This is a genomic window from Bombilactobacillus thymidiniphilus, from assembly GCF_023380245.1.
GTDB lineage: Bacteria > Bacillota > Bacilli > Lactobacillales > Lactobacillaceae > Bombilactobacillus > Bombilactobacillus thymidiniphilus.
Genome location: NZ_CP093365.1, coordinates 1,208,216 through 1,234,443 on the forward strand (window position 1 = coordinate 1,208,216; position 26,228 = coordinate 1,234,443).

Genomic DNA, 26,228 nt, shown 5'->3' on the forward strand with positions numbered 1-26,228 from the left:
GGTTAGTAGAAAACGAGGTAGCTAAATGAATTCAAAAAAATTAGTTTTAGTTGATGGCAATAGTATCGCCTTTCGAGCCTTTTTTGCCATGCACAACGTTTTAGAGAAATTCAAAAATGCTGATGGTCTGCATACCAATGCTATTTATGCTTTTAACAATATGCTGGATTTGATTTTGTCTAAAAGTAAACCGACAGATATGTTAGTTGCTTTTGATGCTGGAAAGACGACTTTTAGAACTAAAATGTATGCCGATTATAAGGGCAATCGACCACATACACCGAGTGAATTTAGTGAACAGCTTCCTTGTATCAAGGAATTATTAACTGCTAGAGGCATTAAAAGTTATGAATTAGCTAATTATGAGGCAGACGATATTATTGGAACGATGGCACGTACTGCGCAAAAGCAAGGTTACCAAGTTGTAGTAGTAACTGGTGACCGTGATTTGACACAGTTGGTTACTGATCAAATTACTGTAGCAGTAACTATCAAAGGAGTGTCTGATCTAGAGTTTTACACACCGGAACATTTTCAAGAAAAATTAGGGATTACACCAGAACAATTAATTGATTTAAAGGCTTTAATGGGAGATAATTCGGACAATTATCCAGGTGTGACTAAAGTTGGCGAAAAGACAGGACTAAAGTTGCTTAAGCAGTATGGTTCGCTAGAAAATCTCTATGCTAACTTGGATATGATGAAGCCGAGTAAATTAAAAGAGCATCTGCAAAGTGATCAAGAACAGGCTTTCTTGTCTAAAAAATTAGCGACGATTGATACTGCTGCTCCGGTGCAGCTTGATTTAGCAGATTTGGCATATGCAGGTGATCAAGAAGAGCAACTGATTCCCCTTTATCGTAAATTAAATTTCCGGTCTTTTTTAGATAAAATGAAAGTGCCATTTGATCCTAATCACATGGAAAGCCAACAACAAATTAACTACCAAATACTAGACGCAACAACTTTGCCAGATTTAATTGAAACGACGACCCCAGTTAGTGTAGTAGTGGAAATGATTGAAGATAACTATCATACTGCGCCTATCATTGGTTTAGCATTTGCTAGTAGTGAACAAGTTTGGGTGAGCGATGATGCTGGTTTGCTAGCTGATGCGTCATTTAAACAGTGGCTACAAGATGCTGCTAAAGCCAAATATGTATTTGATTTTAAACGAGATTACGTCGCATTACATCGCTATGGTGCTATTTTGGATGGAGTGCTGTTTGATGTTTTACTTGGCTCATATTTGTTAGATGTTAATGATAACTCAAATGACTTGGGATCGTTAGCACAGACTTATGGGTACAGTGGCTTATTGCCAGATATTGAATTTTACGGTAAAGGTGCCAGAAAGGCTGTTCCTCAAAGTGCACAACTGTTGGAGCATCTAGCTAGCAAAGCTGCTGCAATCAGATATTTGCAAACTAAGTTGCCTGAGCAACTACGCCAACATGATCAAGATCAATTGTTTGAAGAAATTGAATTACCGTTGGCACAAGTCCTAGCTGATATGGAAATTGATGGTGTGCGTGTTGATCCGACTATTTTGTACAAAATGCAAAATCAATTAGGCGAACGTTTACAACAATTGCAAAATGATATTTATCAGCAAGCAGGTAAAGAGTTTAATATTAATTCTTCACAGCAATTGAGTAAAATTTTATTTGAAGATTTAGGATTGAAACCACTCAAAAAAACCAAAACTGGTTATTCAACGTCGGTTGAAGTTCTGGAGAAATTACGCGATCAAGCGCCTATTGTGGCAGATATTTTAAATTATCGTCAAGTTGCTAAAATTCAATCCACTTATGTTGGCGGTTTATTGAATTCAATTGCACCTGATGGACGCGTGCATACACGTTATTTACAAACATTAACGCAAACAGGGCGTTTGTCGTCAGTTGACCCCAACTTACAAAATATTCCTGCTCGTTTAGATGAAGGACGTAAAATTAGACAGGCTTTTGTGCCTAAGCAAGCTGATTGGGAAATCTTTTCGAGTGATTATTCGCAAATTGAACTGCGTGTTTTAGCACATTTATCGGGCGATCAAAATATGCAACAAGCTTTTAAAGAAAATTATGATATTCATGCACACACGGCAATGCGGATTTTTGGGTTGGACGATATAGCTGAAGTGACACCAAATATGCGCCGCAAAGCCAAAGCTACTAATTTTGGAATTGTATATGGCATTAGTGATTATGGTTTAGCCAAAAATATTGGAATTTCTCGCACTGAAGCTGCACAATTTATTCAATCTTATTTTGATCAATATCCGGATGTTAAAAAATATATGGATCAAATGGTGCAATTGGCGCGCGAAAATGGTTATGTGGAAACAATCATGCATCGACGCCGTTATTTGCCTGATATTCATGCTCGTAATTTTAATTTACGGTCTTTTGCGGAGCGAACGGCGATGAACACACCAATTCAAGGTAGTGCAGCAGACATTATTAAGATTGCAATGATTAATATGCAAAAGCAATTGCGCCAACGAGATTTGAAAGCGCGGATGCTCTTGCAAGTTCACGATGAATTGATTTTTGAAGCTCCAGAAGATGAAATTCCAATATTAGAAAAATTAGTACCGCAAATTATGGATTCAGCAGTGCAGCTGGACGTACCTTTAAAAGTATCGTCTGCGCATGGTAAAAGTTGGTATGATGCTAAAGGGTAGGCAGAGACCCTTTTTTTTGCCTGAATTATGGGCTACTATTAGTTAAAATAATATTTTAATAATATAAAGGAGAATGAGTCTATGCCTGAATTACCTGAAGTGGAAACAGTTCGGCGCGGTTTAAATAAAATGATTATCGGTCAAAAGATAACGGCTATTGATATTTTATACGACAAGATTATTGTTGGTGATGTGGACACTTTTAAAGAACAGTTAATAGATGCAACAATTGCCTATGTTGGTCGACGTGCTAAATACTTACTCTTCAATTTTGACAATGGCTTGACGATGATTAGTCATTTGCGCATGGAAGGCAAGTATCAAGTTCGTTCTAAGATTAGTGACTTTGACAAACATGTGCACATTATTTTTCATTTGAGTAATGGAGAGTATTTGGGTTATCGTGATGTCCGTAAATTTGGTCGTATGCAATTGGTAGACACCAATGATGTGACAAAAGTGAAGTCGATCGCTTTATTAGGGCCGGAACCATTGACACCAGAATTTACTTATCAATCTTTATTAGAGGGTCTAAAGAGTACGAGAAAAACTGTAAAAGCAACTTTATTAGATCAGCATGTAGTTTCTGGGTTGGGCAATATTTATGCGGACGAAGTTTTGTGGCTTGCTAAAGTTCATCCCGAACAACCAGCTAATGAATTGACCACACAGCAAGTGAAAGATTTGCATAATGGAATCAATGAAGATATTAAAAAAGCAATTGATGCCGGTGGCACAACAATTCGCAGTTATGTTGATGCCACAGGACATAGTGGTGAATTTCAGTTTCAATTGAATGTTTATGGACGACAAGGTAAGCCTTGCAAGCGCTGTGAGACGATTATTGAAAAAATTAAAGTAGCTGGTCGGGGAACGCATTTTTGTCCACACTGCCAGGTTTTGCAGTCATGAAGCAAGTCATTGGTTTAACTGGTGGAATTGCCACAGGTAAAACAGCAGTACAACAAATTTTATTAACAGCAGGTTACAAGTTGGTTGATGCTGATGAGGTGGCTAGGCAAATAGTAGCTGTAGGTAGTAGTGGTTGGCAGCAAATCATTGAATTGTTTGGTGAGGAAATTTTATTACCCGATCAAACGATCAATCGCAAGCTTTTAGGACAGCTAGTTTTTCAGGATGCCCATGCTTTACAACAGTTAAATAAAATTGAGCAACCGTTAATTCGGCAGCGAATTGAGCAATTGATTACCACTGCACGAGAAGCTGAAATGCCGGTGTTTTTTGAGATACCATTACTATATGAGCAACATTATGAAAAATTATTTGACTATATCGTAGTAGTCACGGCAACCCAGCGACAACAATTATCTCGACTCCAACAACGTAATAATTTAACCAAAACTCAAGCTCGTCAGCGAATTAATAGCCAGCTATCTTTACAGCAAAAAGTTAAATTAGCTGACTATGTGATCTATAATGAAGGATCAAAACAACAATTACAAAAGCAAGTGCAGCTATTATTACAGACGATAGCAAAGGAGAATTAATTATGATTTGTCCCCATTGTCAACAAAACTCTTCGCGAGTAGTCGATAGTCGTCCGAGTGATGAAGGCAAGGTTATCCGTCGTCGCCGAGAATGCGAAAATTGTGGTTATCGTTTTACGACGTTTGAACGAGTAGAACAACCTCCATTGCTGGTTATTAAGCGTAATGGCAATCGCGAAGAATTTAAGCGCGAAAAAATTTTACAAGGCTTGATCAAAGCGGCAGAAAAAAGGTCGATTTCATTAACGACAATGAACCAATTGGTCAATACAGTGGAAGCTAACATTCGTTCACTTGATGAAAATGAAATTGAATCGCGACAAATTGGCGAATATGTGATGCAGCAATTAGCTACTTTGGATGATGTTACTTATATTCGATTTGCCAGTGTTTATCGGCAATTCACGGATATTAATGGCTTCATGAAGGAAGTCAAAGAAATGATGGTCAGTCAAAATGATTTGCAAAATATAGAAAGTAAGCGAGCCAAAAAGTACAATGATGAAGCAGAAAATGATTGATCCAATGCAAGGTTACTGGGTGATAGCTGAGCAGACTTTGACGGATCTTGATCGGAAAGTGTTGATTGATTTGTATCAGCCGCTGGTTGGCAGTGATGCGCTGAGTTTATATCAGTTATTATGGGGACATCAAGTAGCATTATTGTCCGATCGCAAAGCTCATGCGCAGCTGTTAAATTTATTGGATATTGATGCTACTGCATTTTATGTTGCACGCATCAAATTAGAGGCCGTTGGTTTATTGCGCACATTTTCTAGTCAAGATAGCTGGGGGGATTATCTTATTTATCAGTTAACTCCACCCGCTACGCCCAAAGAATTTTTCCAGACTAATATTTTGAAGACTTTTTTATATGAAAAGATTGGTCAAAATGATTTTAAATTGTTACAGCAAAAATATTGTCCGACCCCACGTAAATTGACGGCAGCAACAGAAATTACGCAATCTTTCTTTGATGTGTTTCAATTATCGAATAAAAATTTACTCACTGCGGATGAAAAACAGTCAAAAAGTATTAATGCTAACGTTCCTCAGTACAATACTAAGCAAATGGCGACTTTTGATTGGGACTTTTTGCAACAATTAGTAGCGCAATACCAAATTACTACAGCTGATGTTATGCGGCATCAGAGTGAATTATTTAATTTACATGTCTTTTACGGTGTTTCAGAAATGGAATTGGCTAATTTATTGGGCCGAACTGTCAATCGCAATACTAACCAAATTGATATGACAAATTTGCAGCGTCAAACGCAAAAAGCTTATGAACAAAGGGTTAATTTGCGCCCAACTTTGAATCAAAAAGCAACTGTTGCTAATAATCAAGATTTGTCACAATTTACCACAACGCAACGTGAATTAATTAAGCAGGCTAATCAGTTGTCACCCGCGGAATTTTTGGCAATGCAAAAGCATAGTAAAAATGGCGATGTTGTATATAGCTCAGAAACACGTGTTTTACGCCAATTACAATCGCGTGAAGTGTTATCTGCTCCTGTTTTAAATATCTTGGTGGCTTACGTTTTGGAGAATTCGTCTACGCTGACACAAAGCTTTGTGGAAAAAGTTGCGAGTGACTGGGTTCAGCATAAAGTCCAGGATGCGCCCGGTGCTGTGAAAAGAATTCAAGACTTTGCTACTAAGAAGAATTCAGCAGCACCAAAATATCGCAAAACTAATAATCAAAAAGTAGAAACAGGTACAGACTGGGCCAAACACAAAGTCACTAATGTTGATCAAACAGAATTACAAAAATTGCAGCAACAGTTAAAAGATCATTCGTAACTGAGGTAAAATTATGAAAAATTTAGCACAAGAGATGGCTGATATTATTGCTCAACATCAATGGAATCAAAAATATCAAGAATTACTGCAAGAAGCAGTGCAAGATGAAGATGTGCAACAATTTTTAGCAAGTCATCCACAAATTAAGTCAGTAGCTTTGCAACAAGATGTTGATGCTATTTACGAATTTGTGCAGGCTAAAAGTAAGAGTTTGGCTGGTTATCAGCCTCGTTTAATTTGGCAAAATCAACATATTTTAGTTAGTTATGAACCCGATCAGCAGTTAATTGCGCACAAAAAAGCGCAAGCTTTTAAAAATAAGTTCCAGACAATTGATATGGCTAGTGATTTAGATCAAGCAGATTTGGATGATTTTGCTCAAGGAGATACCGGACGTCAAGCGGCATATTTGCAAGCTTTGCGCTTTTTAACTAGTTATAATCCTCAGCAAAATTTTGTGCCGGGACTTTATTTGGCTGGTGATTTTGGTGTTGGCAAAACTTATTTATTAGCAGCGATTGCAAAAAAGTTGGTTAGCCAAAATACTGCTGTGATGCTAGTTCATTTTCCAACTTTTGCAGTTCAAATGAAAAATTCAATTAATGATCATTCGGTGATGGATAAAATTGAGCAGATCAAAGATGTGCCAATTTTGATGCTGGATGATATTGGCGCGGATTCTTTGAGTTCATGGGTGCGTGATGAAATTTTAGGTGTTATTTTGCAATATCGCATGCAAGAAAAATTGGCAACATTCTTTTCTTCCAATTTTTCGATGGCTGATTTACAAAAGCATTTAGCTGTCAACCAACGTGGCGACCAAGAGCCAATTAAGGCTGCTCGGATCATGGAGCGAGTTCATTTTTTAGCACAAGAAGTGGTCGTGTTAGGTACTAATCGCAGACATCAGAACCATTAAATAATTGATAGTTGCAAAATATTAAAAACCGTGTTTATAATTAAGTAGTTCTACTGGAGTTTTTGTAATAGGGAAAGTGATCTTAGACTGCAAGTCACTTACTGAAGACTTCAACCATAACAGACAAATTAAATGACGGTGGTTAGTCGCGTTAAAGACTGTAGAGTAGAGTACTGTGCACTTTAAGTGGGTGGAACCACGTCAATCGGCGTCCCTTAGATTAATATCTAAGGGATTTTTTTATTATTTGGAGGATAGATATGACACAAATAACTTTATCATTTCCTGATGGCTCAAGAAGAGACTTTGATCATGGTGTTACTGCAGTGCAAGTAGCAGCTTCCATCAGTAACAGTCTTAAAAAGCAAGCTATTGCTGCTAAGGTCAATGGAATTTTAATTGATCTACAACGACCAATTACCCAAGATGCGCAAATTGAAATTGTGACCGATAAAGATACTGATGCTCAACAAGTTGCGCGTGATACAACAGCGTTTTTGTTAGGTGCTGCTTTAAAACAAATGTATCCAGAAATTAATTTTGGTGAAAAACAAGTTAATGATGACGGTTTTTTCTTGGATACGGACAAAAAACCAACGCAAGTTAGTGTAGCTGAACTGGCAGATATCACAAAAGCAATGGAGCAAATGATTAAAGACAATCATCCCATTGAACGTCAATTAATGGACAAAACGGAATTATTGGCAATGTTTAGCGCTGATCCTTATCAAAGTGCCATTATTAATTCTTACGATAGCGTTCAAATTCCGGTATTCAAAATGGACGACTTTATTGATTTTGGCGAGCATGCTTTATTCCCGAAAGCCAGTGATTTGAAGCACTTCAAATTGTTGTCTGTGGCGGGGGCTTATTGGCAAGGTAAATCCAGTAATCCTATGTTGCAACGTATTTATGGGACAGCTTTCTTAAATGACGCTGACTTACAAGCTGATTTGAAACGACGTGCTGAAATTAAAGATCGCGATCACCGTACGATTGGTCGCGATCTAGATTTATTCTTTGTAGATCCAGATGTGGGCGCTGGTTTGGCTTACTGGATGCCTAAAGGTGCTACTGTACGTCGAACAATTGAGCGTTATATCACTGATAAAGAAATTGCTGCTGGTTATGAGCATGTTTATACGCCGGTTTTGATGAATTTGAATGCCTACAAGACTTCAGGGCATTGGGCACATTATCGCGAAGATATGTTTCCGGCAATGGATATGGGTGACGGCGAATTTTTAGAGTTACGTCCGATGAATTGTCCTTCCCATATTCAGATTTATAAACACCATGTCCGTTCTTACCGCGAATTGCCGATTCGGATTGCCGAATTAGGGATGATGCACCGTTACGAAAAATCAGGTGCTTTATCTGGTTTACAACGCGTAAGAGAAATGACTTTAAATGATGGTCATACTTTTGTGTCCTTAGATCAAATTCAAGCTGAATTTAAGAAAGTTTTACAGTTAATGATGGATGTTTATAACGATTTCAATATCAAGGATTATACTTTCCGTTTAAGTTATCGTGATCCAGCTAATACGGAAAAATATTTTGATGATGATGAAATGTGGAATCGTTCCCAAGGCATGTTAAAAGCTGCCATGGATGATCTTGGTTTGGATTATTATGAAGCTGAAGGTGAAGCAGCCTTTTATGGTCCAAAATTAGATGTGCAAACTAAAACCGCGCTTGGTAATGAAGAAACATTGTCGACGATCCAATTAGATTTTATGCAACCTGAGAAATTTAATTTGAGTTATGTTGGTGAAGATGGGCAAGAACATCGCCCAATCATGATTCACCGGGGCGTTATTTCGACAATGGAACGGTTTATTGCTTACTTGATTGAAATGTATAAAGGCGCGTTTCCAACTTGGTTAGCGCCGGTCCAAGTAAAGATTATTCCTGTTAAAAATGAATTGCATTTAAAATATGCGGAAGAATTGCGACAAAATATGCGCCAAAAAGGTTTGCGCGTAGAAATCGATGATCGTAATGAAAAGATGAATTATAAGATTCGCGATGCTCAAACACAGAAAATTCCGTACACCATCGTTATTGGTGATCAAGAAGTGCAAAATGCGGCAGTCTCAGTACGTAAGTATGGGGAAGCTGCTAGTGCTAGTGAAGATATCAATATGTTTGTTGATAGTGTCGTGGCTGACGTCAATAACTATTCACGTACTAATGACTAAAATAATATAAAGACAAGTTTGCTGACAAGGTAACTTGTCTTTTTTATTTGCAAAAATTGGGCTATAGAAGTATACTTGCTATGGTTAGTAATTACTTACTAACCGAAATTAAATTAGTAAGGAGCAAGCTAATGGCTAAAAGAATTGTTCAATTACAGCACGTGCATAAGAAATTTGGCACGCATACTGTGTTAGAAGATGTATCTTTTAATCTTGATCAAGGAGAAATTGTTGGTTTAATCGGTCCTTCTGGTGCTGGTAAATCAACTATTATTAAAGTTACTTTAGGTATGGAGAAAGCCGATGGTGGTCAAATAACTGTTTTTGGTGAGCAGATGCCACAACGTCAGTTATTAAAAAAGATTGGCTATATGGCACAAAATGACGCTTTATATGATTCTTTAACAGCTTATGAAAATTTAGAATTTTTTGCACAAATGAAAGGCGTGTCAGCTAAAGAAATTCCTGCCCAGATTGACCATGCTGCCAAAATTGTTGATTTGAAAAATCAAATTAAACAACGTGTAGGTAGTTATTCTGGTGGAATGAGACGGCGTTTGTCTTTAGCTATTGCTTTGTTAGGCAATCCGCCACTAATAGTGTTGGATGAACCTACTGTGGGAATAGATCCAGCTTTACGACGCCAAATTTGGCACGAGTTAAGTCGCCTGCGAGATGATGGACACGCTATTTTGGTGACGACGCATGTGATGGATGAAGCAGAATTAACTGATCGAGTAGCATTACTTTTGGATGGCAAATTGATTGCTAACGATAAACCAAAAATTTTAGAAAAGCAGTATCAAGTAGCTAATATTGAAGAAGTCTTTTTGAAAGCTGAAGGTGATCTGGCATGAGAATATGGGCCATTACTAAAAGAGTATTAAAACAGTTATTACGTGATAAAAGAACGCTGGCTTTAATGTTTATCGCTCCCCTAGTTGTTTTAGCACTGATGAGCTATATTTTTAGTGTGAATATGACTTCTAATGTAACAATTGGTACAGTTGGTGTTTCGCAAACTTTGCAGAAGGACTTGAACAAAGTTCAACATGTTAAAGTTAAAGCGTATTCTTCTAAACAAAAAGCGCAAACAGCACTTAAAAATGAGCAAGTAGATTCCACTTTAGAGAAGCGGCATAATAATTTTTACGCAACTTATGCCAACACTGATTCCAGTAAAACTAAATTGGCTAAAACAGCTTTACAAACAGTCTTAAAGCAGGAAAAAATGAATGGCTTAATACAACAATTTAAGCAGGTCCAACAAAAGTTACCGGCTACAGCAGCACAACAACAGCCAAAAACAAAGCAGACGACTCCCAAAATCCACAATGATTATCGCTATGGAAATGGTAATTCAACCTTTTTTGCTAAATTAATGCCGATTTTAATGGGATTTTTCGTGTTCTTCTTTGTTTTTCTAATTTCGGGAATGGCTTTATTAAGTGAGCGTACGTCAGGAACGTTAGAACGACTACTAGTAACACCAGTTAGACGTTCTGATATCATTTATGGTTACATGTTAAGTTATGGGCTGATAGCTGTTATTCAAACCTTGTTGATTGTCATTTTTACTGTTACAGTATTGAACGTTCAAGTCTTAGGTTCTTTGTGGCTAGTTTTATTGATTACCATTTTGCTAGCTTTGGTGGCTTTATCTTTAGGTATCTTTACGTCAACTTTTGCCAAATCAGAATTTCAAATGATCCAATTTATTCCGATTATTGTTATTCCGCAAATTTTCTTCTCTGGGATTATCCCGTTGGAGTCCATGGCTAATTGGGCCCAATGGTTAGCTGATGTGTTGCCAATGAAATATGCTGCTGATGCATTAACCGCTGTGATTATGAAAGATGCTACATTTACTCAAATTGCCGGCGATTTATTAGCACTATTGATCTTTATAATTGTTTTAACTGCTGGTAATATATGGGGGTTAAGACGTTATAGGAAGGTCTAAAATGGCACACCAAAACAAATTTAATTTTTCTGAATGGTTGATGCAAACTCCAATGCCGGAAGGTAAGCGCAAAATCATTCAAGCCAGTGTGAAATTATTTGCACAAAGGGGTTATCAGGCAACAACTACGGCAGCAATCGCTCAAGAAGCGGGAATGAGCGATGCTACAATGTTCAAGTATTTCAAATCTAAACAAGCATTATTAGATGCAATTATCATGCCGTTAATTGAAGAAATGATTCCCACTTTAACTGCTAATTTTGCCGATACTTTGAGTGAGCAATCTACTTCAATCGATGACTTGATTGCTTACTTTATCGCTGATCGTTACGCTTTTGTAGAACAAAATTATCAATTGGTTTTAATACTCTTAAATCAGTTGCTGGTTGATAGCAAATTACGTTCTAAGGTAATAATGCAATTAGAGCCTAATTTACAAAAGATCTTGCAAGTTTTACAACGGTTACTGGCAACCGATCCGCAAGTCGCTGCAAATTGGCAAGCAAGTGATGTTTTGCAGTTGATTGCTAGTCAGCTATTGACCCAATTTATTTGTCACCGTACGCTCAATTTATCAACTAACGATCAACAAGTTAATAAATTGATTACTTTGGTGCAACATGCTTTGCGTCCGTAGTCAAATATGTAAAAAAACCTGACATTTAGTCAGGCTTTTTTTGTTAAAGTAATTTTAAAAAGACGGAAGCAATAATGACTGATGCGACAGAAACTGTGGCAAAACCGCCAACTAACATTTTGGGAACCATATTATTAACAAGCATATTTTCTTCTGCTTGTGACTGAGCAACGTTTTGGCAAATTTCAGTAGTTAAAATATAATCAGCTGGGAAACCAAATAGGGCTGTTAATGAGCAAGCAAAAGCCATTTCACCACTCATTTTGAAAGGTTTAGCTAAAATCCAAGAAGCTGTAAACATACCTAAAATACCTAAGAACATTAAAACAATAATTTGTACAACAACTTGACCGATGATTTGTGGTGTCGTGATATTCAATTGCGAAAAAATATAAGCTAATAAACCGTACATTAGCCATTGGAACACTCCAGCTTTGTTTAAAGCATTGTCTTCTAATAGACCTAATTGGTGAGCAATGACTCCAAAAATCAAGCATAATACATTTGCATTAATAGTATTTTTAGTTAAAAGTGCTAAACCATTAGCCAATAGTGCTACTATACCAATACGTAATAAAATAAAACTAGCAGTTTGTAAACCACTAGGAAATTTAGCGATTAGACTATTTTGTGTTATTGCATTTTGCTTTTGCTCGTTATTTATATCGTCTAATTCTCCTTTACGAAATTTGGTAACTAAACGGCGACCCTCTTTTTTGAGCATAATCGCAGTTAATGGATAACCAATTACTGAATGAAAAACAAACATTGCAATTGGTAAGGTAACTAAAGTCGTACTGCCAGCTGCTTTTAACCCTGAGGTCATTAATAGAGCTGCAACTAAACCACCTGTCAATGGTGGAATAGCGGCAATAACAGTTTTCCAATCAAAAATGAAAGTCCCAATGGTAAGTGTCAATAAAATTGTGCCGACAACGCCTAATAAAGCAATACAAACGGCGCGCCATTGCTGTAATAATTCTTTGAGATTCATTAAGGTTCCTAAATGGACTAGTAGCAATGATATACAAACGTTGGCAAATTCTGGACCAAAAGAAGCCTGTGCAACAATGTTTTTAGGCAAAAAAGTCCAATAACCAATTAAAAATAAGATTGCCGTCACAAAAATAGATGGTACGTAAGCTTTGGTTAAATGAGAGATCCATTCGCCAATCAGCAAAAACAACATGACCGTTCCAAAAGCGAGAATTGCATTCATTTCAATCTACCTCCCCAATCGCAGAAATAAAATATTATGAGTTGCAACTAATCCTAAAGTATTAAAATTAAAAATTCAATAGTATTTTCTAAAAAAGTGTGTTAATTTAATTGATATAGTTTTTCAATATATCGCTGGGGAAGGTGTGTCTTACCATGAAAACTTTATATTATAATTGTCAGCTATTAAGTAGTGATTGCCAAAATTGGTTGACCGATGCATGGTTTGAAGTTGATACCAAAGGTAGGATTAATAATTTTGGTCAAAGTAAAATTCCTACCGCAGATCAAAAAATTGACTTGCATGGGCAATATGTGATGCCTGGTCTAATTAATGCGCATACGCACATTATGATGGATTGTAACGACAGTAAAACGGCTTATTTGACGGAAACTGAAGCAACAGTTAATGCTTTGAACAATTTGCAAGATTTATTAAAGTCAGGGGTAACTTATATTCGTGATTGTGGGGCAGTTTTTGATGTTGATGTTAAATTGATGAAATTGCGTCAAATGGGTAAAATAGCAGGTCCACATATTGTCGCTTCTGGGCGTCCAATGACGATTTTAGGCGGTCATGGTGATTTTCCTGAAGGCGATGATGGTAAGCAAGTTTGGGGGCATATTGTTAATTCAGGCGCTGATATGCGTCAAGCAGTACGTGAAGAGTTTAAGCACGGTGCTCAAAATATAAAAGTGATGGCAACAGGGGGCGTGATGTCAGCAACTGATGAAGTTGATGACACGGAATTAAGCCTGACCGAACTCAAAGTAGCTGTGGAAGAAGCTCATTCTAAGCATATGACGGTAGCAGCACATGCCCAAGGCAATAATGGAATTCAATTGTCGTTGGCTGCTGGCGTTGATTCTATTGAACACGGGATTTATTTAGATGATAAACAAGCTGATTTTATGAAGCAGCACAATATTTATTTAGTGCCTACTTTGAATGCTTCACAGGCGATTGCTGATGCTCCTGAAGGCGTTTTGCCACCTTATATGCAACGTAAAAATGAAGCTGTAAAAAAAATCTTTTTTGCAAATATTGCCAAAGCTTTAAAAAAAGGTTTAAAAGTAGTTGTGGGAACGGATGCTGGGACGCCTTATAATCGATTTGATCAAGGAACTTTCAATGAATTAAAATTGCTGGCAGAAATTGGTGCTACCACACAGCAGGTATTGTTAGGAGCAACACAATACGCCGCAGAGCTATTGCAGATTGATCGAGATTACGGTTCTTTAGTTACTGGCAAATATGCAGATTTTTTGGTGTTGAATGACGATCCTTTAAAGAATCTTGCAGCGTTGGCACAAGTTGATAAAGAAGTTTACCAAGCTGGTATCAAAGTTAGATAAATTTAGTGGTTGACAGATGAGTGCATTAATGGTTACAATGATATCTGTATTGAAACAAGCAGAAGTTCCCGCTTCTCACCTAAGCCATAGGCCACTAGGTAGATAATAATAATCGATTAATTATTGCGGGTGCTTTGGCACCCGCATTTTTTTGTGAGTGATAAATTTTCGGAGGTGGATACTCATAGCTAATAATAGCAAAAACAACATGATCTTGAATGATAAAATTCGTTCACGTGAATTGCGTGTCATTTCGGTTGATGGTGAACAATTAGGTGTTAAATCTACACAAGATGCTTTACGTTTAGCTGAACAAGCTAATTTGGATCTCGTTTTAGTTTCACCTAATGCCAAACCACCGGTTGCTCGGATTATGGATTATGGTAAATATCGTTTTGAGCTTCAAAAGAAAGATCGTGAAGCTCGTAAGAAACAAAAAACTGTCAGTATCAAGGAAGTGCGTTTAAGTCCTACTATTGAACAAAATGATTTCGATACTAAGCTTAAAAATGCACGTAAATTCCTTGAAAAAGGTTCTAAGGTTAAAGTTTCGATCAGATTTCGTGGCCGGGCTATCACTCACAAAGAAATCGGTCGGGATGTTTTAGAGAAAATGGCTGACGCAACTAAAGACGTTGCCACAGTAATTACGCGTCCGAAAATGGACGGTCGTAGCATGTTCTTAATGCTTGCTCCAATTAATGATAAAAAGAAGAATTAACGCAGGAGGATCTCTGTAATGCCTAAGCAAAAAACACATCGTGCATCAGCTAAACGTTTTAAGAAGACGGCTAATGGTGGCTTAAAGCGGGACCATGGTTTTACAAGTCACCGTTTTCACGGTAAAACTAAAAAACAACGTCGTCAATTAGCTAAATCAACAATGGTTAGTGCTAGCGACATGAAACGTATCAAACAAATGTTAACTACCTACAAATAAGTTTTAGTTAAATTTACAATTTTTAGGAGGAATCTCTATGCCACGTGTTAAAGGTGGAACAGTAACTCGTAAACGTCGGAAGAAAGTTCTGAAGTTAGCCAAGGGTTACCGCGGTTCTAAACATATTCAATTTAAGGCTGCATCAACGCAATTATTCAATTCTTATAACTATGCTTTTCGTGATCGTCGTCAAGTGAAACGTGATTTCCGCAAGTTGTGGATTGCTCGAATTAATGCTGCTGCTCGGATGCATGATATTAGCTACAGCAAGTTAATGCATGGTTTGAAATTAGCTAACATTGACATGAATCGTAAGATGCTAGCTGATTTAGCAATTAATGACCAACGCGCATTTAAGAAGTTAGTCGATACTGCTAAAGACGCATTGAAGTAAACAAACACGTAACTAGTTTGACTAGTTACGTGTTTTTATTAAAGTAAATAATTTATTATAAAATCAACAGAGGTGGATATTCTGGGACTTTTTAAGCCGACAATGATGGTTGATCAAATTATGCAGATTGATGCGCAGGAGTTTGTGAATCAAGGAATTAAAGTTGTTTTGTCTGATTTAGATAATACTCTAGTTCCTTGGAACAAAGAAGATCGGCAAAGTGATCAATTAATAACTTGGATGCAGCAATTGCAAGATCATGGTATTGAATTAGTTATTGTTTCTAATAATAGTGCTGAACGGGTGCAGCGAGCATTAACAGGCATTGATATCAAAATTGTGGCACGAGCTTTGAAGCCTTTGCCTTTTGAATTACGTAACTATCTGAAAAATCAAAAAATTGATCCTGCCACAGCTGTAATGGTGGGCGATCAATTAATGACGGACATTATGGCGGGAAATTTAGCCGGTGTTAAGACGATTCTAGTGCATCCATTGGTTCCAACTGATTCTAAAAAAACTAGAGTGAATCGTTTTTTTGAGCGACCTATTTTAAAGATTAATAGTTGGCTACATCCTAATTTAAAATGGAGGCAGCATTTAAATGACTGAAGAACTATACTGCATTGGTTGTGGAGCGTTGCTGCAAAGTACGAATTCAACACAACCGGGCTACGTGCCAGCAAGTGCTTTGCAAAAATTTGCTACTGCTGATGATCATGAACTTTACTGCCAGCGCTGTTTTCGGTTACGGCACTATAATGAAATAACGCCAGTTTCTTTTGCTGATGATTTTTTTCAAAAGTTATTAAAAAATATTGGTCGAGAAGATGCACTAGTCGTTTACGTAGTGGATGTTTTTAATTTTGCTGGCAGTGTGATTCCTGATTTACAAAAATATATTCGGCACAATCCTTTGTTGGTAGTGGGTAATAAAACAGATTTGTTACCCAAATCCTATAAGAAAACTAAAGTTAAAACTTGGTTACAACAGCAAGTACAACAAATTGGTTTAAAGCCATTAGCAACTACTTTGGTCAGTGCCAAGAAATTGACGCAAGTTGATGAATTATTGCGTAAAATTGATTCCTTGCGTAAGGGACGCAATGTTTATATCATTGGGGCAACTAATGTTGGTAAATCGACTTTAATCAATGCAATTATCAAGGCACGTTCAGATTTTCCAGCGTTAATTACGACTTCTAATTTTCCGGGAACGACTTTAAATGAGATCCACATTGGTCTAGATGATGGTAGTGATTTGATTGATACTCCAGGTGTTATTCATGATGGGCAAATTGCTAATTTATTAGATCCTAAGGAATTAAAGTATATTGCACCCCAAGCTGAAATTCATCCGCGTATTTTTCAATTGAATCCTGGTCAGACATTGTTTTTAGCAGGGCTGGGACGTTTAGATTTTATTGCCGGGGAGCCAGGTTCTTTTATTGCCTATGTGGAAAATAATTTATATGTGCATCGCACTAAATTAGCTAATGCGGATCAATTTTATCGCCAACATGTGGGTGAATTGTTACAACCGCCACATTTGAATACAGATTTACCACCTTTAGTCGGACAAGAATTCAACTTGACTACTAAAAGTGATATCATTTTTTCTGGTTTAGGTTGGATTAGTGTGCCTGCTAACGTGCAAGTGAAAGCCTATTTACCTACCGGAATTACGCTAGAAACGCGACAGGCATTGATTAATTAAATTGAGGACAGTAATGATAACAAATAAGCAAAGAAAATATTTACGTTCTAAAGCACAACCATTGTCAGCAGCGTTCCAAATTGGTAAAAATGGAGTTAATCAAGCTGTTTTAGCACAACTTTTACAGCAGTTAGAAACTCATGAATTGTTGAAAGTAAACATTTTACAAAATTCAACGGTAACACCAGAAGATTTGGCGACTGCTTTAACGCAATTTAATGCACAAGTACAATGGGTTAATAGTATCGGACGAACAGTAATTTTTTATAAAAAAGCTTCCAAGGTGAAAAATCGTCAATTGAGTGTAGAAGTTGAGCAAATAAAGTAGGTGATTTAAGATGAGCCAAGCTGTTACACCAGTAACTATTCCACAAATTCAAACTGTAACTAGTGATTCCATGCAACATGTTGGTATTTTAGGTGGAACGTTTAATCCACCACATATTGGTCATTTGATGATGGCTGACCAAGTTATGAGTCAATTGGGTTTAGACAAAATTATTTTTTTGCCGGATGCCAATCCGCCACATGTAGATCACAAAGAAGCGGTGCCAGTTTTGCATCGCGTCGAAATGGTGCGCCGCGCTATTATCAATCATACGAATTTTGATTTAGGATTGATGGAAGTTGAGCGTGGCGGTATTAGCTACACGTATGACACTGTTCAGCAATTAGTAACTGAGCATCCGGAAAATAAGTATTATTTTATTATTGGTGGCGATATGGTTGCTTACTTGCCTAAGTGGCATCGCATTGATGAGTTGGTGCAATTGGTGCAATTTGTTGGTGTCAAGCGACCTAATATTTCGCAAACTTCGCCTTACCCAATTATTTGGGTAAATATGCCTGAAGTTGACATTAGTTCCACTTGGATTAGAAAAACACTGCAAAATAATGGTTCAGTACGTTATTATGTTCCGGATTTGGTTTTGCAATATATTGCCGAAAAGAGGCTTTATTTCAATGATCGTAAAAAATGATTATAATCTAGTACAATTGCAAGCTAAGGTGCAGTCGCAATTATCACAATATCGTTTTCAACATTGTTTGCGAACGGCTGATAAAGCAGTTGAATTAGCTGAATTAAATCAAGGAGATGTTCTCAAAGCACGTGTTGCCGGATTAGTACATGACTATGCCAAAGAGCGCAGCGATGCCGAGTTCATTTCTGTAATCAAACAAGAACATTTTGATCCTGATTTATTGAATTATGGTAATGCGATATGGCATGGTGTAATTGGTGCTTATTTCATTAAGCATGAATTGGGCATTTATGATGAGGAAATTTTGAATGCAGTGCGCAATCATACTACGGCTGCTCCACAAATGACTTTGTTAGATAAAATCGTCTTTATGGCTGATTATATTGAAGATGGACGCGATTTTATGAATGTGGATGAAGCTAGACAAGTGACCCTGGCTGATTTGGATGATGGTGTACGCTATCAATTAACCCATACTTTAGAACTTCTATTAAATAAAAAAACTAAAATTTATCCCAAAACTATTACCAGCTATAATGCTTGGGTGGCGGGACATTAAAAATGAGGTAAGCAATGAACAGTCAAAAAATGATGGAGATTGCTGTAAAAGCTGCAGATGCTAAGCGTGCTAATGATATTGTGGTTTTGAATATGAGCCAAGCTAGTTTGCTGGCTGATTATTTTGTGATTGCTTCTGCTGACAACCAACGCCAATTGGCAGCGATTGTGGACAATATTGTTGAACAAGAAGAAAATGCGCAAGTTAGTGTTAATCATTTAGAAGGCCAAAAGGACTCTAATTGGATTTTGGTGGACTTAAATGACGTTGTTGTGCATGTCTTTACTAACGAGGCACGCGATTTTTATAAATTAGAAAAATTGTGGTCGAATGCACCATTGATTGATGTTACAACGTTATTAAGTTAAGATGACGATTGTTGGACTAGTTGTAGAATATAATCCTTTCCACAATGGTCATTTGTGGCAAATTCAACAAGTTAAACAAAAGTTGCATCCCGAATGTTTAGTAGTTGTTATGTCAGGTAACTTTGTTCAGCGTGGTGAAGTAGCTTTAGTAGATAAATGGCAGCGTGCGCAAATGGCTTTGGCTGCCGGGGTGGATTTGGTGATTGAATTGCCCGTTTATGGTGCGCTTCAACCGGCAGATTTGTTTGCAGAAGAAGCAGTACGTTTGCTGCGGGAATTACAAGTCACTGATTTGGCATTTGGTACAGAAAAGCCAGCATTAGATTATTGGAAGTTAGGACAACAACTTAATGAATTAACAACTGAGCCCGCTTTATTTAAAGATTATCGTAATACCTATGCCACGCAATTTAATCAGTTGTTGCAAGAGCAATTAGGTTTTATGCTAACTAAACCCAACGAATTATTAGGCGTGGCTTATGCACAGGCAGCTGGTAAGTTAGATTATGCTGTCAATTTGTTGCCGTTACCTAGAATTGGTGGAGTTCAACATGATGATCCACGTTTATTGCCCTATTTTTCTAGTGCGAGCGCGATTCGTACAGCGGTGCTCAATAATCAAAATTATGCAACTGCAGTGCCACCATTTGTGCAGCAGCAGTTGTCTAACAATGCTTTGTTTAATGAGCAATTATTTCCTTATTTGAAGTATCGATTATTAACAGCAAATCTATCAGAATTAAGCCAAATTTATCAGATGAGTGAAGGTCTGCAATATAAATTGCAACAAGAAATAACTAATGCTACTGATTTTCAAGATTTCTTGTATAAAATTAAGAGCAAACGCTTTACTTTTGCCCGTTTGCGACGACTTTGTTTGTATACTTTATTAAATATTACTACTGAGCAAATGCAAGAGATGCGTGCAAAACGTTATTTACATGTTTTAGGCTTTAATGCTCGTGGCAGACAACAGTTGCATAATATTAGACAACAAGTTACGTTGCCTGTTGTAACTAAAGTTACTCAAAAAATGGGGCAAAAAAATGGTTTGATGGCTAAGGAAATTCAGGTTGATCAGATGTTACAACTTTTAGGAGTGCCAGAACAAAATTTTGGTCGTCAGCCAATTATGAGAAAGTAGGTGAAAATATGTTAGTATGGTCCACTGCTGAGTTGGAGAAATATCGGCACCACCCCTTGCAATTGGAGCAAAACTTGGATTTGACTGCTGAACTGAAACAACGTGATTCACAAATTATGGATATGAGTCTTGTGCATGTTAAAGGAATGATTAGTTTAGATGGACCGCTGATTTTTAGCGATTTAACTGTGCAAACAAAATTAGTTTATCCGTCCACAAGAAGTTTGAAACCGGTAGATTTAACTTTAGATTTTACGATTCATGAAGCTTATACAGTAGATGAAAAGGTATTAACGCCGGAACAAAAGGATGCACAAGAAATTATTATTGTTTTAGATGATCGCAAGTTAGATTTGAAACAAGCCATTGCTGATAATATTTTGTTGAGTATTCCGACCCAAGTCTTGACACCCACTGAGCAACAAAATGGTGTAATGCCTGCTGGTTCTGAGTGGCAGGTAATGTCTGAAGAAGAATACGATAAGACTGTTGCAGGCAATAAGACAGCCACTAATGAACAATTTGCAAAATTAAAAGAATTATTTCCAGATTCTAAGCCAGATTGAGTATGTTATACTGAAAGAAATTTGTTTTATTGGAGTTCAAGTTTAAGTTTTGATTATTTTTGAATAAATTGGGAGGCTGAATTGAATGAGTAAACCAGCAATTGGCGTTATCGGTATGGCGGTTATGGGAAAGAATTTGGCATTAAATATTGAAAGCCGTGGCTATGAAGTAGCGATTTTTAATCGTACAGGTGCTAAAACTGAAAAAGTAGTCGCTGATCATCCTGATAAAAAATTAGTTCCAAGTTATAATATTAGTGATTTTGTGAACTCCCTCGAAAAGCCTCGGCGCATCATTATGATGGTCAAAGCTGGTAAACCAACTGATGCAGTGATTGATGAATTACTGCCATTGCTAGATCGTGGCGATATTTTGATTGATGGAGGTAATACTTTCTTTCAAGATACAATGCAACGTAATGCTCGTTTAGATAAATCAGGTATTAACTTTATTGGTATGGGTGTTTCCGGAGGAGAACTGGGAGCTTTGCACGGGCCTTCTTTGATGCCCGGTGGTCAAAAAGCAGCTTATGATTTAGTGGCGCCTATTTTGCAGCAAATTGCTGCTAAAACTGATGATGGACAGCCTTGTGTGGCATATATTGGACCAAATGGTGCCGGTCATTATGTCAAAATGGTACACAACGGCATCGAATATGGCGATATGGAATTGATTGCTGAAAGTTATAATTTGATGCTTAACTTAGGTAAATTATCGACAACAGAGATGGCTGCGACTTTTAATGATTGGAATCAAGGCGAATTGTCCAGTTATTTAGTTGAAATCACTGCAGATATTTTAACTCGCAAAGATGATTTAGGTACTGGCGAGCCAATCGTCAAAAAGATTTTAGATGCCGCTGGTAATAAGGGTACTGGTAAATGGAGTTCGCAAAGTGCCTTAGAATTAGGTGTGCCCCAGTCTTTAATTACTGAAGCTGTTTATGCCCGATATATTTCAACTTTCAAAGAACAACGTGTACAAGCTAGTTCACAACTTCCGGGTTCTAAGTTAAGCGTGCAAATTAGTAATGATTTCACCGAAAAAATTCGGCAAGCACTTTATTTTAGTAAAATTATGAGTTATGCCCAAGGTTTCGCACAAATGAAAGCTGCTTCCAAGCAATATGATTGGGAGCTGAATTATGGTGAGATTGCTAATATTTGGCGTGAAGGATGCATTATTAGGGCACAGTTTTTACAAAAGATCACAGCTGCTTATCAAAAAGATTCGCAATTAGATAATTTGTTATTAGATGATTACTTCAAAGAGATCTGTGCTAATTATCAAGATGCAACGCGTGAAGTTGTTGCTTGGGCAGTGCAAACTGGAATTCCTGTTCCAGCAATGTCTGCAGCGATTGCTTATTATGATTCTTATCGGGCTGAAGTTTTACCAGCTAATTTGATTCAAGCACAACGTGATTATTTTGGCGCCCATACTTATCAACGTGTGGATCGACCGGGTACGTTCCACTATTCATGGTACCAAGAGCAGTAATTAGTTTAGAATAAAATAAATTGGGGAACTCGGTGAGATCATCACCGAGTTTTCTAGATATTAAGAAAATTTTATTGAAATTAGTAAGATAGTTTGTTAGGATATTTTATTGGTCTGTGCTAGAGTATTAATGTAATATTGATGTAAATGAAATTTTATTAAGAACTGGAGTATTGAAATGGCTAAAATTTTGATTATTGAAGATGAGAAAAATTTATCACGTTTTGTTGAACTAGAGTTACAACATGAGGGTTATAAAACACGTGTAGAATTAGATGGACGCAAGGGTTTAGATGCAGCTTTAGCTGATGATTGGGATGTAATTTTACTAGATTTAATGTTACCAACTTTGAATGGTTTGGAAGTTTGTCGTCGTATTCGCCAAGAAAAGAGTACACCAATTATTATGATGACAGCACGTGATTCTGTAATTGATCGAGTATCCGGTTTAGATCATGGTGCTGATGATTACATCATCAAACCTTTCGCAATTGAAGAATTGTTAGCTCGCTTACGTTCTTTATTGCGACGGATCGATATTGAAGATCAAAAAATGGCTCCGCATTCTACTAAAATTGAATATCGTGATTTAGTGATGGATAAAGAAGCCCATACTTTGAGTCGTGAAGGTAAAATTATTGAGTTAACACGACGTGAATATGACTTGTTCTTGACTTTATTGAATAATATGGGCAAAGTTTTGAGTCGTGAACAATTACTCAAGAGTGTTTGGAGTAGTGATGCTACTCAAAGTGAAACTAACATTGTAGACGTTTATGTGCGTTATTTACGTAATAAGATTGATCTACCAGATAAGGAAAGTTATATTCAAACTGTTCGTGGAACAGGTTATGTTGTTCGTCCATGAAGAAAAAAATAGTTAATTTCCACCCAAATATTCAATTGAAATGGACTTGTTTTTTGAGTTTAGCTTTTTTTGTGGTTTTTGGAATTTTTTCTACACTGATATATACATCAGTGACCCGTGGATTATTGACTAGTGAAACTAATAACGTCCGCGATACAATGTCGGCGGTTGACAGTCGCTTTAATGTGTATCACACGCCCTTAACTCAAGATCAAGTTCATCACCGCTTATCGCCGCATGTACCCCGTAAAAATTTAGGACGCGATCAAGAAGGACGCTTGTTTACTGAAAATCCGGAAGATTTTTATCGGGATAGTTTATCTAAGCAATTGACGCGCGGTGATTTGTCCTTGGTTTTGTACAACGATCAAGGACAAGTACTATTTCAATCTGGTGATATTAGTGCTGATTTTGCTAAAACCGATGTACAAAAAAAGATTGTTTTAGTTAATCCCAAGCATGGACCCAATTATTTGGCGGTTACCATGCCTATTCGATCTAGTAGTACGCATAAAATAATTGGCTATGCTAAGATTAACGATGGTTTGCGCAATTATCATCATACAATTGAAGAATTGCACCGTAATATTATTGCAACTGTTTTAGTGGTGTTAATTTTGAGTTTTGTTTTGGGTTATTTCTTAACGCAGCCTTTGGTTCGTCGTATTCATCAAATCAATCGCACTATTGATAAAATTGATGAAGATCCTGATTCTCAAGCGCGCATACCAGTACAACAAGCTACTGATGAAATTACGGATTTAGCGGAGCGTTTTAACCATATGTTGGATCGCATGCAGGAATACACTAATCAACAAAAAGAATTTGTGGAAGATGTTTCGCATGAATTACGTACACCGGTAGCCGTAATTGAAGGTCATCTTAAATTATTGCAACGCTGGGGTAAAGATGATCCGCAAGTTTTAGATGAATCAATTGATGCATCGGTTAATGAAATTTCGCGTATGAAAAAGTTAATCCAAGAAATGCTTGATTTGACACGTGCTGAACAAATAGAAACTAATTATACTAACGAAATTACACAGGCTAATGCCACGATTGAGCAAGCTTACAATGATTTCAGAATGCTACATCCTGATTTTAAGATTGATTTGGACAACACGGTTCCTGACAACACGCAAGTACAAATTTACCGCAATCATTTGATGCAAATTCTAGTTGTTTTGTTGGATAATGCTGTGAAATATTCTAAAGATCGTAAAGAAATTAATTTATCTACTTCTACTGAGAATGGCATGCTGTCTATTGCTGTACAAGATTTTGGTGTAGGCATTAACCAGCAAGATCTTCAGCGGATTTTTAATCGGTTTTATCGTGTCGATAAAGCACGTTCGCGAGAGAGTGGTGGGAATGGTTTAGGTTTACCAATTGCTAAAAAGATTGTAGAAATGTATAAGGGAACGATCACTGCTGAGAGTGCTGTCGGTTCGGGTACTGTTTTTCGTGTCAATATTCCATTAGTTAATAAAAATAAAATTAATATGTAATAGTAAAAAACACTTTGACAAATTTCAAAGTGTTTTTTTACTGCATTATTTATGATGTTGTTGCTTACCAGCATTACGTTTGCGATTGCGATCATGTAATTGGCTGGCAGGTTGTTCAGATGGATTATTTTCTTTTGAACTAGTAGCAACACTTTGCTTTAAAGTATCTTCTGTCACAACGGTGACGATTGGATTATTTTCAATTTCAGCATCAACTTGCTTACGAACCCTTGGTGTTATTAAGTAGTCACTAATTACTTGTTGAATAACAATAATGACACCGCCAATTAGAAAGTACAGTGCTAACGCAGTTGAGGAAGCAATACTAATAAAGAAAGTCATGGCAGGACTTAAAAACATCATCATTTTCATTTGCTGTTTTTGTTCAGCAGGAATATTTTTTAAAGACATCCAACTTTGCAGGACATAAAATAAAGTTGCAATGATCGTAATGATAATGCTTGGTTTAGCTAAAGGTGCACCCCAAAAAGTAGCTTTGGAAATTTCACTAGAATATTGGACAGCCTGGTAAATAGCGATAAAAACTGGAAATTGCAGTAACAATGGTAAACAGCCTAATCCACCAGTTAATTTGATATTATTTTTGGAATATACTTGCATCATTAATTGGCTGATTTTGGCTTGTTCTTCTTGCGTTTTAGCATTTTTTTGTTGTTCTTGAATTAATTTTAATTGTGGCTGAATCAATTTCATTTTTTCTTGTTGTAAAATTGATTTGCGTTGCTGCCATAAACTCAGTGGCAATAATAACAGCCTAACAATAAAAGAAATAATGATAATGCCCCAAGCATAACTATCTTGCCCACCGATAATATTAGACATCGCTAAAATTAAGTTTTGAAATGGAATTCCCAGATAATGATAAATAAAGCCATAAGGTCCACTGGTAGGTGCCTTAGCAGCCACATTAATACCGCTATGCGAACAAGCACTTACTGTGACCAATAATCCCAGTAGTCCAGCAGCAATTAAAATTTTTTTGAAATTTTTCTTCATTATTATTCTCCAAATTATGATATTGAAAAGTCTGAGTAATCAGCTAAAGGTTGTGATTTTATTTTAACATCATCGACACGAGCAAAACGATTTGGTCCGTGTTTAATGGCACTAATAAATTCATTTAAATCAGCATGTTGCCCTTGTGCCTCAATATGAACACTACCGTCGGACAGGTTTTGAACAGAGCCGACAATGCTAAATTGTTGGGCATACGTAAAAGTGGTATAGCGAAAGCCAACCCCTTGAACACGTCCATAAACATCAATACTTACGTGAATTAATTGCAAGTTGTTACCTCCCGATTATCATAACGCTACTATTATAACGAAAATAATGATTAAACAAAATGGCAAGTTCAGAAAT

28 protein-coding genes and 1 other annotated feature are annotated in these 26,228 nt (G+C 36.9%); of the genes, 25 read left to right on the forward strand and 3 right to left on the reverse strand.

Features of this window, described 5'->3' with window-relative positions; all coding sequences use genetic code 11:
• Positions 1–25 precede the first annotated feature (25 nt).
• The 10 genes from polA (at position 26) to MOO47_RS06170 (ending at position 11,723) form a co-directional block, all read left to right on the forward strand.
• Positions 26–2,686, forward strand: a complete 2,661-nt coding sequence (polA, locus tag MOO47_RS06125) for a DNA polymerase I (protein ID WP_249512577.1) — start codon at positions 26–28, stop codon at positions 2,684–2,686.
• Positions 2,687–2,767: 81 nt separating this feature from the next.
• Positions 2,768–3,598, forward strand: coding sequence for a DNA-formamidopyrimidine glycosylase (gene mutM / locus MOO47_RS06130; protein WP_249512578.1), 831 nt, complete (start codon positions 2,768–2,770; stop codon positions 3,596–3,598).
• Positions 3,568–4,194: a dephospho-CoA kinase gene (gene coaE / locus MOO47_RS06135; protein WP_249512579.1), complete on the forward strand. Its 627-nt coding sequence runs from the start codon at positions 3,568–3,570 to the stop codon at positions 4,192–4,194. Before mutM ends, coaE begins: the two co-directional genes overlap by 31 nt.
• Before the next feature lie 2 nt (positions 4,195–4,196).
• On the forward strand, positions 4,197–4,715 hold the full coding sequence (nrdR, locus tag MOO47_RS06140) for a transcriptional regulator NrdR (RefSeq protein ID WP_249512580.1): 519 nt from the start codon (positions 4,197–4,199) through the stop codon (positions 4,713–4,715).
• Positions 4,693–6,000 carry a DnaD domain protein gene (locus tag MOO47_RS06145; RefSeq protein ID WP_249512581.1) on the forward strand — a complete coding sequence of 436 codons (1,308 nt, stop codon included), beginning with the start codon at positions 4,693–4,695 and terminating at the stop codon, positions 5,998–6,000. Before nrdR ends, MOO47_RS06145 begins: the two co-directional genes overlap by 23 nt.
• A gap of 13 nt (positions 6,001–6,013) precedes the next feature.
• Positions 6,014–6,919, forward strand: coding sequence for a primosomal protein DnaI (dnaI, locus tag MOO47_RS06150; RefSeq protein WP_249512582.1), 906 nt, complete (start codon positions 6,014–6,016; stop codon positions 6,917–6,919).
• Between the two features lie 260 nt (positions 6,920–7,179).
• Positions 7,180–9,123 carry a threonine--tRNA ligase gene (gene thrS / locus MOO47_RS06155; RefSeq protein ID WP_249512583.1) on the forward strand — a complete coding sequence of 648 codons (1,944 nt, stop codon included), beginning with the start codon at positions 7,180–7,182 and terminating at the stop codon, positions 9,121–9,123.
• Between the two features lie 131 nt (positions 9,124–9,254).
• On the forward strand, positions 9,255–9,980 hold the full coding sequence (locus tag MOO47_RS06160; protein ID WP_249512584.1) for an ABC transporter ATP-binding protein: 726 nt from the start codon (positions 9,255–9,257) through the stop codon (positions 9,978–9,980).
• Positions 9,977–11,086 carry an ABC transporter permease gene (locus tag MOO47_RS06165; protein WP_249512585.1) on the forward strand — a complete coding sequence of 370 codons (1,110 nt, stop codon included), beginning with the start codon at positions 9,977–9,979 and terminating at the stop codon, positions 11,084–11,086. Before MOO47_RS06160 ends, MOO47_RS06165 begins: the two co-directional genes overlap by 4 nt.
• 1 nt (position 11,087) lies before the next feature.
• On the forward strand, positions 11,088–11,723 hold the full coding sequence (locus MOO47_RS06170; protein ID WP_249512586.1) for a TetR/AcrR family transcriptional regulator: 636 nt from the start codon (positions 11,088–11,090) through the stop codon (positions 11,721–11,723).
• A gap of 43 nt (positions 11,724–11,766) precedes the next feature.
• Here MOO47_RS06170 and MOO47_RS06175 read toward each other — a convergent pair whose 3' ends face one another.
• A complete protein-coding gene (locus MOO47_RS06175) occupies positions 11,767–12,942 on the reverse strand; it encodes a hypothetical protein (RefSeq protein ID WP_249512587.1) in 1,176 nt (391 codons plus the stop codon).
• Positions 12,943–13,097: 155 nt separating this feature from the next.
• Between MOO47_RS06175 and MOO47_RS06180 the strand changes: the two genes are divergently transcribed.
• From MOO47_RS06180 to MOO47_RS06250, 15 genes are all read left to right on the forward strand, one after another.
• The gene (locus tag MOO47_RS06180; protein ID WP_249512588.1) at positions 13,098–14,297 is read left to right on the forward strand and encodes a metal-dependent hydrolase family protein; all 1,200 of its coding nucleotides are present in this window, start codon (positions 13,098–13,100) and stop codon (positions 14,295–14,297) included.
• A gap of 50 nt (positions 14,298–14,347) precedes the next feature.
• Positions 14,348–14,456, forward strand: a sequence feature (ribosomal protein L20 leader region).
• 52 nt (positions 14,457–14,508) lie between these two features.
• Positions 14,509–15,018, forward strand: a complete 510-nt coding sequence (gene infC, locus MOO47_RS06185; RefSeq protein WP_249513555.1) for a translation initiation factor IF-3 — start codon at positions 14,509–14,511, stop codon at positions 15,016–15,018.
• An 18-nt stretch (positions 15,019–15,036) separates the two neighbouring features.
• The gene (gene rpmI, locus MOO47_RS06190) at positions 15,037–15,237 is read left to right on the forward strand and encodes a 50S ribosomal protein L35 (RefSeq protein WP_249512589.1); all 201 of its coding nucleotides are present in this window, start codon (positions 15,037–15,039) and stop codon (positions 15,235–15,237) included.
• 37 nt (positions 15,238–15,274) lie between these two features.
• Complete coding sequence (gene rplT / locus MOO47_RS06195) at positions 15,275–15,631, forward strand: 50S ribosomal protein L20 (RefSeq protein ID WP_249512590.1); 357 nt, start codon at positions 15,275–15,277, stop codon at positions 15,629–15,631.
• A gap of 72 nt (positions 15,632–15,703) precedes the next feature.
• Positions 15,704–16,243 carry a YqeG family HAD IIIA-type phosphatase gene (locus MOO47_RS06200; RefSeq protein ID WP_249512591.1) on the forward strand — a complete coding sequence of 180 codons (540 nt, stop codon included), beginning with the start codon at positions 15,704–15,706 and terminating at the stop codon, positions 16,241–16,243.
• The gene (gene yqeH / locus MOO47_RS06205; RefSeq protein WP_249512592.1) at positions 16,236–17,348 is read left to right on the forward strand and encodes a ribosome biogenesis GTPase YqeH; all 1,113 of its coding nucleotides are present in this window, start codon (positions 16,236–16,238) and stop codon (positions 17,346–17,348) included. The genes MOO47_RS06200 and yqeH overlap by 8 nt, the downstream gene beginning before the upstream one ends.
• A 13-nt stretch (positions 17,349–17,361) precedes the next feature.
• The gene (locus MOO47_RS06210) at positions 17,362–17,676 is read left to right on the forward strand and encodes a YhbY family RNA-binding protein (protein WP_249512593.1); all 315 of its coding nucleotides are present in this window, start codon (positions 17,362–17,364) and stop codon (positions 17,674–17,676) included.
• A 70-nt stretch (positions 17,677–17,746) separates the two neighbouring features.
• Complete coding sequence (locus tag MOO47_RS06215) at positions 17,747–18,328, forward strand: nicotinate-nucleotide adenylyltransferase (protein WP_249513556.1); 582 nt, start codon at positions 17,747–17,749, stop codon at positions 18,326–18,328.
• On the forward strand, positions 18,312–18,890 hold the full coding sequence (yqeK, locus tag MOO47_RS06220; protein WP_249512594.1) for a bis(5'-nucleosyl)-tetraphosphatase (symmetrical) YqeK: 579 nt from the start codon (positions 18,312–18,314) through the stop codon (positions 18,888–18,890). The genes MOO47_RS06215 and yqeK overlap by 17 nt, the downstream gene beginning before the upstream one ends.
• A 14-nt stretch (positions 18,891–18,904) precedes the next feature.
• Positions 18,905–19,258: a ribosome silencing factor gene (gene rsfS, locus MOO47_RS06225; protein WP_249512595.1), complete on the forward strand. Its 354-nt coding sequence runs from the start codon at positions 18,905–18,907 to the stop codon at positions 19,256–19,258.
• Between the two features lies 1 nt (position 19,259).
• Entirely contained in the window at positions 19,260–20,402 is a 1,143-nt protein-coding gene (locus tag MOO47_RS06230) for a nucleotidyltransferase (protein ID WP_249512596.1), read from the forward strand.
• Positions 20,403–20,410: 8 nt separating this feature from the next.
• The gene (locus MOO47_RS06235) at positions 20,411–20,968 is read left to right on the forward strand and encodes a DUF177 domain-containing protein (RefSeq protein WP_249512597.1); all 558 of its coding nucleotides are present in this window, start codon (positions 20,411–20,413) and stop codon (positions 20,966–20,968) included.
• Between the two features lie 85 nt (positions 20,969–21,053).
• Entirely contained in the window at positions 21,054–22,469 is a 1,416-nt protein-coding gene (gndA, locus tag MOO47_RS06240; RefSeq protein ID WP_249512598.1) for an NADP-dependent phosphogluconate dehydrogenase, read from the forward strand.
• A 178-nt stretch (positions 22,470–22,647) separates the two neighbouring features.
• Positions 22,648–23,337, forward strand: a complete 690-nt coding sequence (locus MOO47_RS06245) for a response regulator transcription factor (protein ID WP_249512599.1) — start codon at positions 22,648–22,650, stop codon at positions 23,335–23,337.
• Between the two features lie 53 nt (positions 23,338–23,390).
• A complete protein-coding gene (locus tag MOO47_RS06250) occupies positions 23,391–24,845 on the forward strand; it encodes a HAMP domain-containing sensor histidine kinase (RefSeq protein ID WP_249512600.1) in 1,455 nt (484 codons plus the stop codon).
• 45 nt (positions 24,846–24,890) lie between these two features.
• Here the strand turns inward: MOO47_RS06250 and yidC are convergent, their stop codons facing one another.
• A complete protein-coding gene (gene yidC, locus MOO47_RS06255) occupies positions 24,891–25,862 on the reverse strand; it encodes a membrane protein insertase YidC (protein ID WP_249512601.1) in 972 nt (323 codons plus the stop codon).
• Between the two features lie 14 nt (positions 25,863–25,876).
• On the reverse strand, positions 25,877–26,152 hold the full coding sequence (locus tag MOO47_RS06260; RefSeq protein ID WP_249512602.1) for an acylphosphatase: 276 nt from the start codon (positions 26,150–26,152) through the stop codon (positions 25,877–25,879).
• Positions 26,153–26,228 lie beyond the last annotated feature (76 nt).

Coding starts and splice junctions, on each gene's coding strand:
- polA (WP_249512577.1), top strand. CDS start 26: ATGAATTCAAAAAAATTAGTTTTAGTTGATGGCAATAGTATCGCCTTT.
- mutM (WP_249512578.1), top strand. CDS start 2,768: ATGCCTGAATTACCTGAAGTGGAAACAGTTCGGCGCGGTTTAAATAAA.
- nrdR (WP_249512580.1), top strand. CDS start 4,197: ATGATTTGTCCCCATTGTCAACAAAACTCTTCGCGAGTAGTCGATAGT.
- MOO47_RS06145 (WP_249512581.1), top strand. CDS start 4,693: ATGATGAAGCAGAAAATGATTGATCCAATGCAAGGTTACTGGGTGATA.
- dnaI (WP_249512582.1), top strand. CDS start 6,014: ATGAAAAATTTAGCACAAGAGATGGCTGATATTATTGCTCAACATCAA.
- thrS (WP_249512583.1), top strand. CDS start 7,180: ATGACACAAATAACTTTATCATTTCCTGATGGCTCAAGAAGAGACTTT.
- MOO47_RS06160 (WP_249512584.1), top strand. CDS start 9,255: ATGGCTAAAAGAATTGTTCAATTACAGCACGTGCATAAGAAATTTGGC.
- MOO47_RS06165 (WP_249512585.1), top strand. CDS start 9,977: ATGAGAATATGGGCCATTACTAAAAGAGTATTAAAACAGTTATTACGT.
- MOO47_RS06170 (WP_249512586.1), top strand. CDS start 11,088: ATGGCACACCAAAACAAATTTAATTTTTCTGAATGGTTGATGCAAACT.
- MOO47_RS06175 (WP_249512587.1), bottom strand. CDS start 12,942: ATGAATGCAATTCTCGCTTTTGGAACGGTCATGTTGTTTTTGCTGATT.
- MOO47_RS06180 (WP_249512588.1), top strand. CDS start 13,098: ATGAAAACTTTATATTATAATTGTCAGCTATTAAGTAGTGATTGCCAA.
- rpmI (WP_249512589.1), top strand. CDS start 15,037: ATGCCTAAGCAAAAAACACATCGTGCATCAGCTAAACGTTTTAAGAAG.
- rplT (WP_249512590.1), top strand. CDS start 15,275: ATGCCACGTGTTAAAGGTGGAACAGTAACTCGTAAACGTCGGAAGAAA.
- yqeH (WP_249512592.1), top strand. CDS start 16,236: ATGACTGAAGAACTATACTGCATTGGTTGTGGAGCGTTGCTGCAAAGT.
- MOO47_RS06210 (WP_249512593.1), top strand. CDS start 17,362: ATGATAACAAATAAGCAAAGAAAATATTTACGTTCTAAAGCACAACCA.
- MOO47_RS06215 (WP_249513556.1), top strand. CDS start 17,747: ATGCAACATGTTGGTATTTTAGGTGGAACGTTTAATCCACCACATATT.
- yqeK (WP_249512594.1), top strand. CDS start 18,312: ATGATCGTAAAAAATGATTATAATCTAGTACAATTGCAAGCTAAGGTG.
- rsfS (WP_249512595.1), top strand. CDS start 18,905: ATGAACAGTCAAAAAATGATGGAGATTGCTGTAAAAGCTGCAGATGCT.
- MOO47_RS06230 (WP_249512596.1), top strand. CDS start 19,260: ATGACGATTGTTGGACTAGTTGTAGAATATAATCCTTTCCACAATGGT.
- MOO47_RS06235 (WP_249512597.1), top strand. CDS start 20,411: ATGTTAGTATGGTCCACTGCTGAGTTGGAGAAATATCGGCACCACCCC.
- gndA (WP_249512598.1), top strand. CDS start 21,054: ATGAGTAAACCAGCAATTGGCGTTATCGGTATGGCGGTTATGGGAAAG.
- MOO47_RS06245 (WP_249512599.1), top strand. CDS start 22,648: ATGGCTAAAATTTTGATTATTGAAGATGAGAAAAATTTATCACGTTTT.
- yidC (WP_249512601.1), bottom strand. CDS start 25,862: ATGAAGAAAAATTTCAAAAAAATTTTAATTGCTGCTGGACTACTGGGA.